This is a genomic window from Paenibacillus wenxiniae (genome assembly GCF_039822605.1).
Lineage (GTDB): Bacteria > Bacillota > Bacilli > Paenibacillales > Paenibacillaceae > Saccharibacillus > Saccharibacillus wenxiniae.
This window is the reverse complement of record NZ_JBCGUH010000024.1, coordinates 38816-51638: the sequence shown is the minus strand read 5'-3', so window position 1 is coordinate 51638 and position 12823 is coordinate 38816. Positions and strand designations below refer to the sequence as shown.

Annotated in this window: 9 protein-coding genes, 1 tRNA gene and 1 pseudogene; 9 read left to right on the top strand and 2 right to left on the bottom strand. The window is 44.6% G+C overall.

Annotated elements, in window-relative coordinates:
- Positions 1 to 837: 837 nt before the first annotated feature.
- The 9 genes and pseudogenes from guaB to AAHF22_RS23935 form a co-directional block, all read left to right on the top strand.
- Entirely contained in the window at positions 838 to 2295 is a 1458-nt protein-coding gene (gene guaB / locus AAHF22_RS22875) for an IMP dehydrogenase (protein ID WP_347327305.1), read from the top strand.
- A gap of 998 nt (positions 2296 to 3293) precedes the next feature.
- Positions 3294 to 4706 carry a D-alanyl-D-alanine carboxypeptidase family protein gene (locus AAHF22_RS22870; RefSeq protein WP_371834103.1) on the top strand — a complete coding sequence of 471 codons (1413 nt, stop codon included), beginning with the start codon at positions 3294 to 3296 and terminating at the stop codon, positions 4704 to 4706.
- A gap of 511 nt (positions 4707 to 5217) precedes the next feature.
- Positions 5218 to 6099 (top strand): pyridoxal 5'-phosphate synthase lyase subunit PdxS, encoded by an 882-nt coding sequence (gene pdxS, locus AAHF22_RS22865; protein ID WP_347327304.1) that lies wholly within the window; start codon positions 5218 to 5220, stop codon positions 6097 to 6099.
- Between the two features lie 17 nt (positions 6100 to 6116).
- A complete protein-coding gene (gene pdxT / locus AAHF22_RS22860) occupies positions 6117 to 6701 on the top strand; it encodes a pyridoxal 5'-phosphate synthase glutaminase subunit PdxT (protein ID WP_347327303.1) in 585 nt (194 codons plus the stop codon).
- 372 nt (positions 6702 to 7073) lie between these two features.
- Positions 7074 to 8360 (top strand): serine--tRNA ligase, encoded by a 1287-nt coding sequence (gene serS, locus AAHF22_RS22855; RefSeq protein ID WP_347327302.1) that lies wholly within the window; start codon positions 7074 to 7076, stop codon positions 8358 to 8360.
- Between the two features lie 89 nt (positions 8361 to 8449).
- A tRNA-Ser gene (locus tag AAHF22_RS22850) sits at positions 8450 to 8538 on the top strand.
- Positions 8539 to 8726: 188 nt separating this feature from the next.
- Positions 8727 to 9629, top strand: coding sequence for a YitT family protein (locus AAHF22_RS22845; protein ID WP_347327301.1), 903 nt, complete (start codon positions 8727 to 8729; stop codon positions 9627 to 9629).
- A gap of 290 nt (positions 9630 to 9919) precedes the next feature.
- Positions 9920 to 10993, top strand: a complete 1074-nt coding sequence (locus AAHF22_RS22840) for a hypothetical protein (protein ID WP_347327300.1) — start codon at positions 9920 to 9922, stop codon at positions 10991 to 10993.
- A gap of 492 nt (positions 10994 to 11485) precedes the next feature.
- Positions 11486 to 11641: pseudogene (locus tag AAHF22_RS23935) on the top strand (hypothetical protein); the annotation flags it as partial.
- Here the strand turns inward: AAHF22_RS23935 and AAHF22_RS22830 are convergent.
- Both AAHF22_RS22830 and tadA read right to left on the bottom strand, forming a co-directional pair.
- Entirely contained in the window at positions 11571 to 12140 is a 570-nt protein-coding gene (locus AAHF22_RS22830) for a GNAT family N-acetyltransferase (RefSeq protein ID WP_347327298.1), read from the bottom strand. The pseudogene AAHF22_RS23935 and the gene AAHF22_RS22830 overlap by 71 nt on opposite strands.
- Positions 12141 to 12144: 4 nt before the next feature.
- Positions 12145 to 12684 (bottom strand): tRNA adenosine(34) deaminase TadA, encoded by a 540-nt coding sequence (tadA, locus tag AAHF22_RS22825; RefSeq protein ID WP_347327297.1) that lies wholly within the window; start codon positions 12682 to 12684, stop codon positions 12145 to 12147.
- Positions 12685 to 12823 lie beyond the last annotated feature (139 nt).

Sequence of the window (12823 nt, the reverse complement as noted above, 5' to 3'; positions counted from 1 at the left end):
TGGGAGAGTAGGACGTCGCCAAGCCAATGAAAGAGAGACACGATCTGTATAGATCGTGTCTTTTTTGTTATGGATTTGTTGGTAGGGATGTCTTGTAAGGGGGAGTAGGGATGTCTTGGCAGGAATTTGTTGTAAGGACAGCTCCTCTCAACTTTTCTACGCCTACGACAGATAGGGCTGTTTTTAATATAGTAGTCTTCATATTGTTAAAGATGTCTTTAGAGTTATATGGGTAGTTGAAGAAGAATAGAAGGGTAAGGTTATACGAGTGCTTATGTATACGTTTGATGATGGATGTTTATGTAGAAATATAAGGTAATTCCTAAACTTTTCTATTTTATCTTCTGTATTTTAACTTTCTATATGCTTATCTTGATCGTTATATACTTAGATAATGAAGTCGTGATCGAAGTTATGAAAGTAGCTATTTAACAAATAGGTACTCAGCAAAAGCAGCTATACGTAATAAATTTGAAGGTATTATAAAATATAGCATTTTTGTCCGTGATGAGAGGACATTCGTATGTGCTGCAAAGTCAAATTGGATTGTTCAAAATTCATTTATGTGATTATGCTGTAACGTTCTTGACAGCCTATAACCCCTTTGCTAAGATTGCAATAATATATTTTCAGAAACTTATTTTCAAGAATGTATTTCTTGATCATAACGGCTTTAAGTCACGCTTAAAAGCTTATGAATAGTCGCTTTGAGACGGTGCCCTGAGCACTGGAAATGATCAGAACCTGTTCTTTGATTTTTTTTCGGCTATGACAGCGGATTAAAACGGATTTATTTATAAGCCCTATATCACAATCAGAAAAGGGAGGAATATCCTCGTGTGGGAAACAAAGTTTGGTAAAGAGGGACTAACATTTGATGACGTATTGTTGGTTCCACGCAAGTCGGAAGTATTGCCAAAAGAGGTTAATGTTTCTACTGTACTTAGCTCGTCTGTTAAACTGAATGTGCCTCTGATCAGTGCAGGTATGGATACTGTTACGGAAGCTGCAATGGCAATTGCAATGGCGCGTGAAGGCGGTATCGGCATCATTCACAAAAACATGTCGATGGAACAACAAGCAGAAGAAGTAGATCGTGTCAAACGCTCCGAAAGTGGTGTTATCACCAACCCGTTTTCCCTGACTCCTGATAAAATGGTTTCCGATGCGGAAGCTGTAATGGCGAAATATCGCATCTCCGGTGTACCAATTGTTGATGAAAATCACAAGCTGGTCGGTATCCTTACGAACCGTGACCTCCGTTTTATTCATGACTTTAATATTCCGATTAGCGATGTAATGACTAGCGAAAACCTGGTAACCGCTTCGGTTGGTACGACGCTGCAAGAAGCTGAAGTGCTGCTGCAAAAGCACAAAATCGAGAAACTGCCACTGGTGGACGAGAACAATATCCTTAAAGGTTTGATTACGATTAAGGATATCGAAAAAGCGATCCAGTTCCCGAATGCAGCGAAAGATGCGCAAGGTCGTTTGCTCGTTGGCGCAGCGATTGGCGTATCCAATGATGCGTTTGCACGTGCAGAAGCACTAGTTAATGCAGGTGTGGATCTGATCGTGGTTGACTCTGCACACGGTCATCATATTAATATTTTGGATGCGGTACGCAAGCTGCGCAGCATGTTCCCTGAACTGACTATCGTTGCAGGTAATGTGGCTACAGGCGAAGCAACTCGTGATCTGATCCAAGCTGGTGCATCTGTTGTTAAAGTCGGTATCGGTCCAGGCTCGATCTGTACGACTCGTGTTATTGCCGGTATCGGTGTACCACAGATTACCGCTATTTATGACTGTGCTACTGTAGCTCGTGAATACGGTATCCCAATTATCGCTGACGGTGGTATCAAGTACTCTGGTGAAATTACAAAAGCACTGGCTGCTGGTGCATCCGCAGTTATGCTCGGTAGTATGTTTGCCGGTACAGAGGAAAGCCCGGGCGAATCGGAAATCTATCAAGGTCGTCGCTTTAAAGTTTATCGTGGTATGGGTTCGATGGCTGCGATGAAACAAGGCAGTAAAGATCGCTACTTCCAGGATGACGACAAAAAGCTCGTTCCAGAAGGTATCGAAGGCCGTGTTGCGTACAAAGGTCCTCTGTCAGAAACAGTTCATCAGCTGATAGGCGGTCTGCGTTCTGGTATGGGGTATTGCGGTACAGGAAGTCTGGAAGATCTGCGCAACGACACGCAATTCATCCGCATTACAGGTGCAGGTTTGCGTGAAAGCCATCCGCATGATATTCAGATTACGAAAGAAGCGCCTAACTACTCGCTGTAATTGACAGGGTGTAAATAATTAGCTTATTTCGTAGCATACGATAGTTTCTCACTTTCTATGTGAAAAATGGCAAAATTATTCGTGTATTCGTGTATTCGTGTATTCGTGTATTCGTGTATTCGTGTATTGGCTATCTGTACGGGCAAATATGCAATAAATAACGTTAGACTAAAATAAAACGAACCCTTTCTGGTGAACCACCAGAGAGGGTTCGTTTTATTTTATCGGCGTGCTCATCGGAAACGGCGTAGACATAAGTAGCATCTTCATCATTGCTATCCTAATCGGTGCTGCTATGGTAAAAACGTAGTTGTCGAAAATATATAAAGCTCGCTATCTTATCAATTATACCTTAGCCACAATATAGCTCATTAATTATACATCTCGCCAATTCAATATCTCATCGATCGTATAGCTTACTGCTCATATCGAGATATGTATCTATCTGTGGTGCTAGTTCGAATTCATCTTAGATCAGTCCTATTTTCTAAATGATATACGTAGGCACAATTTGGTCGATCTGCACCTCAAACCCAGCTAAACGCCTATAGCAAATGTAAGTTAGGGCAAACCAGCGGATTAAGATAAAAATCCATTTTCAAAAATGAGGTTTGGTTACGTCCATATTGGACATTTTGTTTGGGCAATGCTATTTCTAGGCGCAACTAGAATCGCGAATATATCTATTTATTGAAATTAAATCATTGTATCTATTGAATAGAATCACAGCGCATAATGAAGAAGTAGCAAGTAGCAAGTAGCAAGTAGCAAGTAGCAAGTAGCGCTACACAGTTCATTTTACAGTCGATCGGTTCAAAAAATGCAGTTGACGTTTAGACAAGCCTATGATTTATTAAGAGCTTGTCTTTTTTTGCCTGTCGCCATGTGCTAAAATGAGAAAGTCATTGTGATAGCGGGTTCCAAGCGTTTTATGGTTTACATAGTACCGCGCATTACATGCAATACTATAGTTAAGTTTTGAGGGGAGCATTTATACATTGGAACGCAAGTGGGGAAAGAAAACAGGAAAGAAGTCGAAACGTCAATTGATTAAAAAAACGGTAGCATCGTTGATGCTTGTCAATATGCTGTGTATATCTACAATTATTCCAACAGCAGCAATGGCTGCATCGGCTACAACCGGTACTTCGACTGATCAGAAATCTACAGAGGCCACTTCTTCCGGCAGTACATCTATACCTTCTGCTGACTCGCTTGGACTTCAAGTGAAGTCTGCTATTTTGATTGAAGCGACGACAGGCAAAGTTCTGCTGTCTATTAATAGTGATGAAGCATTACCTCCAGCAAGTATGTCCAAAATGATGACCGAGTATCTTGTTTCTGATTATGTAAAACAGGGCAAAATCAAATGGGACGATGTCGTAACTGTGTCTGCTAATGCAGCAGCACAGGTCGGCTCCCGTGTATTTCTTGCTGAAGGAGATAAGCACACCGTTCTGGATCTGTACAAAGCGATGGCCGTAGGCTCCGCAAATGATGCAACCGTAGCACTGGCAGAATACGTTGCTGGCGGTTCTGAAAAAGAGTTTGTGAAGTTGATGAATGAAAAAGCTAAAGAGTTTGGAATGAAAACAGCCCATTTTGCTAATGCTACAGGCTTGAGTATTGCCGATATGCCGCAGGGGACACAACCTGAAGATGGCAAAGAAACCGTGATGTCTGCTTCAGATACAGCTATTTTGGCTCGTCATATCGTTGTAGATCATCCGGACTTTAATGAAGTGACCAAAATTCAATCGTTCAAATTCCGTCCTACGGATAAAGCACCTGTAGTGAACTGGAACTGGATGCTGGAATCGAACTCCTCTATTACTAACTTTAAGGCATACGCATATCCAGGTCTGGATGGTTTGAAAACAGGTCATACAAATGCAGCCGGTCAATGTTTCACCGGTACAGCAGAGCGCAACGGTATGCGTCTGATTAGTGTCGTTATGGGAACATCCAGTGATAAACAGCGTTTTATCCAAACGAAAAAGGTGCTGGATTACGGGTTTGATCATTTTGAAGTGAAACAAATCGTAGGTGCAAAGTCGGCGGTATCCGGTCTGGCTACACTGCCGGTTGCAAAAGGTGCAGCCACCGAAGTACCTGTCGTTACAGATGCAGCGGTTAATGTAGTTGTACCCAAAGGCACAAATCCGCAAAACGTAACGTACACCGTATCTCAAGCTGACGAAACCGCACGTACCGCACCGATCGAAGCGGGCAAAGCACTCGGTACGATCACGTACACGTACAAAAACGACAGCATGCCGCAGGATCAGGTGACAACTGTAAATCTGATCGCATCAGAACCAGTAGAAAAAGGAAGCTGGCTGCGCCTGTTCTTCCGTTCAATCGGGGATCTGTTTGGCGATCTGTTCAATTCCGTAAAAAACATGTTCTAAATGGATGAAGATCCGACTTGAGCGATGATGCAGGTTTTTATAATATGTAGCTGAGATCCCAAAAGAGACCTAAATAGAGACCCAATTAGAGATCCAAATAGAGATATAAACAGAGATCTAAAGCCGTCCTACCTGGATGATTACTATATCGTCTAGCGTTTGGACGACTACGGTATCTTATTCTACATTTCACATCCTAAATAAGTAGCAGCGTATGCAGCGATGGCGGCATACGTAATCTCATTCTACATCCTAAATGCTCTATTCGATCGACATCCAATCCCCTTTGATCCGCCAGGCTGAGCCTGGCGGTCATTCTGCGATATACGGTGAAAATGTATTGTATAATGTATACGTGTCATGTAAAATTATGAGTTAGATTCTGTCCTCTTTTCAGCCTGAAATCAGGCATAGGACGGCTGTTGCAGCCGAAGCAGAACGTCATTTGATCAGAAATCCTGTTGCTGATCACGCACAGGATATTTACAGAAAGTATTCAGGAGGCATGGACATGGAAACTGGTACATCGAGAGTAAAAAGAGGTATGGCGGAAATGCAAAAAGGCGGCGTCATTATGGACGTTATGAACGCGGAGCAGGCAAAAATTGCCGAAGCTGCTGGTGCAACAGCGGTTATGGCTCTCGAGCGCGTGCCTTCTGATATTCGCGCAGCTGGCGGGGTTGCTCGTATGGCTGACCCGACGATTATCGAGGAAGTTATGAAAGTCGTTACGATCCCGGTTATGGCGAAAGCACGTATTGGTCACTATGTAGAAGCAAAAGTACTGGAATCGATGGGTGTCGACTATTTGGACGAAAGCGAAGTGCTCACACCTGCTGATGAAGTATTTCATATCGATAAAAGTGAGTTTACCGTACCATTCGTATGTGGTGCAAAAGATCTGGGCGAAGCACTGCGTCGTATTGGCGAAGGTGCAGCAATGATCCGTACAAAAGGCGAGCCAGGAACAGGTAACATCGTTGAAGCGGTACGTCATATGCGTCTGATCAAAGGTCAGGTTCGCAAAGTACAAAATATGTCCAAAGACGAGCTGTACGCTGAAGCGAAAAACCTGGGCGTTGCGTATGAGCTGCTGCTGGACGTACACGAAAGTGGTAAGCTGCCGGTCGTTAACTTTGCAGCTGGTGGTGTAGCAACTCCTGCGGATGCGGCTCTGATGATGCATCTGGGTGCAGACGGCGTATTCGTAGGCTCCGGTATTTTCAAATCGGACAGCCCTGAGAAATTCGCACGTGCGATCGTTGAAGCAACTACGCATTACACGGATTACAAGCTGATCGCGGAAGTATCCAAAAATCTGGGTACACCAATGAAGGGGATTGAAATCTCCAAATTGTCTCCTGCTGAGCGTATGCAGGATCGCGGCTGGTAAGAAAGAAGGATAGCGAAATGAAGATCGGTGTACTGGCACTTCAAGGTGCTGTAGCAGAGCATATTCGCAGCTTACAGCTGGCAGGAGCAGAAGCGGTCAGTGTAAAGCGTGTTGAAGAGCTGGATGAACTGGATGGCATCGTCATTCCCGGTGGAGAAAGTACAACCATTGGCAAGCTGATGCGTAAGTACGATTTTATGGATGCATTACAGCAATTTTCCGCACAGGGTAAGCCGATATTTGGTACATGTGCAGGCTTGATTGTGCTGGCAGAGCGGATCGAAGGTCAGGACCAACCGCATCTGGCATTGATGGATATGACCGTATGCCGGAATGCATTTGGGCGCCAGAAGGAAAGTTTTGAGACCGATCTGGATATTAAAGGTGTATCTGAACCAGTCCGTGCGGTATTTATCCGTGCGCCATTGATCGAATCAGTTGGTGAAGGTGTGGATGTGCTATCCGTGTACAATGACGAGATTGTAGCCGCACGTCAGCAGCATCTGCTCGCTTGTTCCTTCCATCCAGAACTGACGGACGATTATCGTCTGCATCAGTATTTTGTAGATATGGTGCAGGAATCGTTAGCAAGCAAGGCATAATGTAGTAATACAGATCGTGTCTGCAATAAAGCGGATGATGTCGGTTAGACGTATTCACTCATTGGAGAGACGAGCAGTAGCATACAGGTAAGCCTGTTACGTTGCTGTCCTGTCATTTGGTATAGTATACAGACAGGCTGGATGTTGTGATGAGAGCTTGTCATAATACGCAATTGTAGGATCGACCTTAACTCTTGGCAGCTTCCGCCAGCAGAGCATGCTCTATTGGCGGAGTGCGGCAAGTTCTCGCTTGCCCGGTACAGCCGTTGGTGTGAAAAAGCGAATCGTCTGATGGCGGTTTGTTTGTCACCTCGGTCTGTCGGCGAATAAGAGAACGGGAGTTAAGGTTATTTTTATGAGGAGGGGTTATTGATGTTAGACGTTAAAATCTTGCGTAACGAGTACGACCGTGTTGCGCAGGCACTGCAAAATCGCGGCAAATCGCTCGATTTGATCTCTAGCTTCCCGGAGCTGGATACGAAGCGCCGTGAACTATTGCAGGAGACCGAATTGCTGAAAAATCGCCGTAACACCGTATCCGGTGAAGTGGCACAGCGTAAAAAGAACAAAGAGGATGCAGAAGAACTGATTGTGGAAATGCGTCAGGTATCGGATCGCATTAAAGCACTGGACGAAGAAATTCGTAATCTGGAAACGGAAATTGACAGCATGACGCTGGCTATTCCTAATTTGCCCGATAGCAGTGTACCGGTAGGGGCATCCGAAGAAGACAATGTGGAGCTGCGTCGTAACGGCGAACCACGTCAGTTTGCATTCGAGCCTAAAGCACACTGGGATATTGCCCAGGAACTCGGTATTCTTGATTTTGAAGCGGGTGCGAAGGTTACGGGTTCGCGCTTTACGTTTTATAAAGGGCTGGGTGCTCGTCTGGAGCGTGCACTGATCAACTTTATGATGGATGTGCATAGCGGCGATCATGGCTATGAAGAGATTTTGCCACCTTATATCGTGAACCGCGACAGCCTTGTCGGTACAGGACAGTTGCCGAAGTTTGAAGAAGATCTGTTCAAGCTGACGGATACGGATTACTATCTCATTCCAACAGCGGAAGTTCCAGTAACGAACTACCACCGTGAAGAGATTCTGTCCAAAGAAGAGCTGCCAAAATACTATGTAGCTTATAGCTCTTGTTTCCGTTCGGAAGCCGGCGCAGCTGGACGTGATACACGTGGACTGATTCGTCAGCACCAGTTTAACAAAGTGGAGCTGATCAAAGTAGTGGAGCCAGAAACTTCCTATGAAGAGCTGGAAAAGATGACAGCGAACGCTGAGCGCATCTTGCAATTGCTCGATCTGCCTTACCGTGTGCTTGGACTGTGTACAGGCGATATGGGCTTCAGTGCAGCGAAGACGTATGATCTGGAAGTATGGCTGCCAGAGAGCAATATGTACCGTGAGATCTCTTCCTGCTCTAATGTAGAGGATTTCCAGGCACGCCGTGCAAGCATTCGCTATCGCAAAGATACGAAAAGCAAGCCTGAATTTGTGCATACACTGAATGGTTCCGGTCTGGCTGTAGGTCGTACCGTAGCTGCGATTTTGGAAAACTATCAGCAGGAAGATGGCAGTGTCATCGTACCTGAGGTACTGCGTCCCTATATGCGTGGTGTTGAAGTGATCGGTAAAACAACGAAATAAACGTTGTCATTTTCAAAGATGTATGATATGCTATTTGTGTTGTGCAATATTCGTTCGCTAATACGGAATATTGTATATCATTTAAAGATGGAGAGGTACCGAAGCGGTCATAACGGGGCGGTCTTGAAAACCGTTAGGGGGCAACTCCACGTGGGTTCGAATCCCACCCTCTCCGCCATACATCGATTATAACGAGTCGTTCCTACTGGGAACGGCTTTTTTGTTATGTTTATCCGCTAGATTATCCGGTTTTTTATAGGAGCAGCCGATATTTTATGTAATAATAAGAAGAGTAGATCATGAATTGGACAAAAAGTTGTCACCTTTCGTGATGCCAATACGTACATAAGAACAGGAGGCTAGGCCATGGCATTGAACCAACCTCCAGATTTGGCCGCGTTCACACCGGTAGAACACGGTAAACGTTCCCTGCGCAGCACGCTGGTACGCACGATGCTGATCGTATTGGGAGCAGTCCTGGTTGCTGTTTCACTTGAATTGTTTCTCGTACCAAACAATGTTACCGATGGCGGCATTACAGGCATATCGATTATTATGTCCTTTTTAACAGGCTGGAAGCTGGGGATATTTCTCTTTCTGATCAATATTCCGTTTCTAGTTATCGGCTACAAACAGATTGGCAAAACGTTTGCGTTATCGACACTGCTGGGCATTTCAGTGATGTCGGTAGGCACATTGCTGCTGCATCCTGTCGCTGCGTTTGTGAATGAAACCGTACTGGCCGTCGTATTTGGCGGTATGTTTCTGGGACTGGGTACGGGATTGGTGTTACGCTCTGGCGGATCACTGGATGGAACGGAGATTATCGCGATTTTGCTATCGCGGCGGACGATCTTTTCGGTAGGCGAGATTGTGATGATCATCAACGTGTTCATTTTGACCGGAGCGGGTTTTGTATTTGGCTGGGATCGAGCGATGTATTCGATCATTGCGTACTATATCGCGACCAAGGTGATCGATATTACCATCGACGGTCTGGATCAATCCAAGTCGGTCTGGGTGATTAGCGATCGTACCTATGATATTGGAAATGCAATCATTAGTCGGTTAGGACGAACGGTTACTTATTTATCCGGTGAAGGCGGCTTCTCTGGTGAAGACAAAAAGGTGATCTTTTGCGTCATTACTCGCCTTGAGGAAGCCAAACTAAAGGAAATCGTTAATCATTTTGACGAAAATGCCTTTATGGCAGTCGGTAATATTCACGATGTCAAAGGCGGTCGCTTCCGAAAGCGGGATATTCACTAAACGGACCCGTGTACATGATAGACACCGAATCACTGTATGTATTGACTGGAAAATATTGTACAACAATTTGCGTAAATACGCATAAATACGACAGATGAAGCCTATTTTGCCTATAAACGAGTCCCGGATTTGACGGTAAGTTGACCTGTCATGTTAAGAAAATATAACTAATTTTGGCTTTGACATTTAAAATCATACCAAAATGGGTTATCATGGATGCGGAGTTTATTTTTTTCACTTTAGGATACTTAAGTAGAGATTTAGGTTCAGACACAGAGAGGGGCATCATAATGAACAAGAAAATGACAGGTAGTTTGCTAGCATTGCTGCTAGTATTTACTATCGCACTGGTTGGCTGTACGAAAAAAGAAGAGCCGAAAGAAGCGGTAAAAGCAGCAACAACAGCTGCTGCACAAATGACTTCGTATACGATGAGTACCCAATTTAAAGTTACCGACCTGGCGATTAGCTCGGCAGACGGTACAGCAGCTACAGATTCCACCAATGCACAGATCATTAACGCATTGAAAAATGCAGAAATCACTGCAAACGGTGTGTACCAATCGGACCCAATGCAAACAGAAATGACGTTGAACCTGAAACTGGGTGGAGGCACAATGAACTTTGAAGTGCCGATCGTGATGACACAGGATACAATGTATGTGAAAATTCCACAAATCCCAATGCTGCCACTGCCGCAAACAACAGTAGGTAAATTCCTGAAGCTGGATCTGAAGGAACTGGCTCAGCAACAAGGACAAGAATACAAGCCACTTAGCCCGGCAACGAGCCAAAAGCTAGCACAAGAGCTGTCCAGTGCAATTTTGGACAAATACGATCAAGCGACGTACTTCAAAGATATCAAGCCTGCTGATGCAAGTCTGCCAGAAGGTGTAGATGCCAAACAAGTTGTACAATTTGCGGTAACAAACGAAAATGCCAAACAAGCTGTAGAAATTTTCGTAAAACAAGCACTGCCAGCGGCACTGGATGTTGTATCGAAAGAAGAATATCGTTCCGCATTGAACCTGTCTCAACAGGAAATCGATGATATGAAAAAAGAAATCAACTCTCAAGATTCCCAGAGCGAATTCTCCAAAGCTGTTGCAGATCTGGATAAATACCTGACACTGAACCAATTCCATATCAACACAGCAATCAACGATAAAAACTTCCCAGTGTATCAACAAATGGTTATGGATGCTGTATTCTCTGATCCAGACACAAAACAAAATGTAAAACTGGCACTGGACGGTAGCGCGCAGTATTCCAAAATCAATGAAAAACAAAACTTTGCGATCGGTATCCCTGCCGATGGCGATGTGATCACGATGCAAGAACTGCAAAAGGAACTTGGCTATTAATCGCTAAACTAAGCCAGAAGCCATTCAGATGATAAACGTAATGGTTAGACCGCCAGGCTGTTATGTCTGAAGCGAATGGAAAAGCGCGTGCATATCATAATTAAAGCAAAGTAGGGCAAAACAAAGTATCCGTTGATCAGTAAAGGCTGATCGTCTGCCGGATGAATCTGCTACTCCGAATACAATATAGCCGTTTTATCTCAGGTAGATTGTAGTGTAACGAATGAATGAGTGTAGGAACAGAATGATCAAGATTAGTTAGAACAATGTCATGAACAGTAGTACGAACAAAAAGAAGTACATGAGTCAGGCGAAGCTTTTTATAAGATAAGGGATATCATTTTAACACGCAGCCATACATTCAATGATAGAATAACAGTATACGGTTAAAAGAAAAAACACCGCTAGCAGCATCCAGCTGCGTAGCGGTGTTTTTGTGTTGCCGATCGTTGTGTTGCCGATCGTTGTGTTGCCGATCGTTGTGTTGCCGATCGTTGTGTTGCCGATCGTTGTGTTGCCGATCGTTGTGTTGCCGATCGTTGTGTTGCCGATCGTTGTGTTGCCGATCGTTGTGTTACTAAACCGATGTGTAATCCGTATCCTCTGCCAGTAGCGCATAGATCTGATGATCTTCCCAGCATCCATTAATTTTCACAAGTTTACGTGCGATGCCTTCTGGCTGGAAGCCGCATTTTTCTAATACGCGTCTGGACGAGGTATTATCCGGGATAATTCCTGCCTGAATGCGATGCAGACCAAGCGAGCGAAAGCAATACGCGAGTACAAGCCGTACACCGGCTGTCATATAGCCATGTCCCTGATAGGCAGAGCTGAGTGAATAGCCTAGCTCTGCGAATTGTCCGACACCTCGCACAATATGGCTAATCGAGATCGTACCGATCAATGTGTCATCCTGTTGGAGGAAAATACCGAACAGATAACCACGGTCTTCTGCTGCTTCCTGATGGCGACGATATAGCAGATCGAGCTGGCTTGCTCTGGTAAAAAATTCATCCGGATACTGCGGCTCATAGCGCTGGTTATCGTGTCGACTTTGCAAACGCATATGTAATAGCGCCTCCGCATCTTCCGGTTTCAATAAACGCACATAGATTTGCTTGTTCACATCTTGCAAATGAATAGGCATCCCCTTATTCCTCCTTGCGCTGCTGCTTGTTTTGCTTGAGACGAACACGCAGTTCACGGAAAAAGTCAGTCAGTAGCGCTGCGCATTGTTCCTGCATAATGCCATCTACAACTTCGGTTCGATGATTGAAGCGAGGCTCTTGCAGCAAATTCATCAATGTGCCTGCACAGCCTGCTTTTAAATCGGTCGTACCATACACGACAGTCGGGATACGGCTTTGCACAATGGCTCCAGCGCACATTGGACACGGTTCTAGTGTGACATATAATGTACAGTCCAGTAAACGCCATGAGCCAAGCCGCTCACTTGCTTCGCGAATGGCTAGAATTTCGGCGTGTGCTGTAGCATCATGGGTCGTTTCGCGCAAATTATAGCCGCGTCCTACAATCTCATTATTTTTAACGATGACGGCGCCAATGGGAACCTCGCCAAGCTGTTCAGCTTTGCGCGCTTCGGCAATAGCTTCCTTCATCCACTGCTGATGTTGTACGATCAAAATGACAAAACCTTCTTTCTGCTGTGGATACGTTTTATACTTGTGCATCGAACAAATATTCGTTGTTAACAGCTTGTGGACAAAATTGTGGATAACTTTTATTTTTTGTGAAAGATGAATAATGGAATGAAGCATAGTAGTATAAAAAATGGGGCTTAAGCCGCACGGTATGCTGAATGTCTCGCTT

Bases quoted from the DNA above. Each gene is read 5' to 3' on its own strand.
- AAHF22_RS22830 (WP_347327298.1), bottom strand. From the start codon at position 12,140: ATGCCTATTCATTTGCAAGATGTGAACAAGCAAATCTATGTGCGTTTA.
- serS (WP_347327302.1), top strand. From the start codon at position 7,074: ATGTTAGACGTTAAAATCTTGCGTAACGAGTACGACCGTGTTGCGCAG.
- pdxS (WP_347327304.1), top strand. From the start codon at position 5,218: ATGGAAACTGGTACATCGAGAGTAAAAAGAGGTATGGCGGAAATGCAA.
- tadA (WP_347327297.1), bottom strand. From the start codon at position 12,684: ATGCACAAGTATAAAACGTATCCACAGCAGAAAGAAGGTTTTGTCATT.
- AAHF22_RS22845 (WP_347327301.1), top strand. From the start codon at position 8,727: ATGGCATTGAACCAACCTCCAGATTTGGCCGCGTTCACACCGGTAGAA.
- pdxT (WP_347327303.1), top strand. From the start codon at position 6,117: ATGAAGATCGGTGTACTGGCACTTCAAGGTGCTGTAGCAGAGCATATT.
- AAHF22_RS22840 (WP_347327300.1), top strand. From the start codon at position 9,920: ATGAACAAGAAAATGACAGGTAGTTTGCTAGCATTGCTGCTAGTATTT.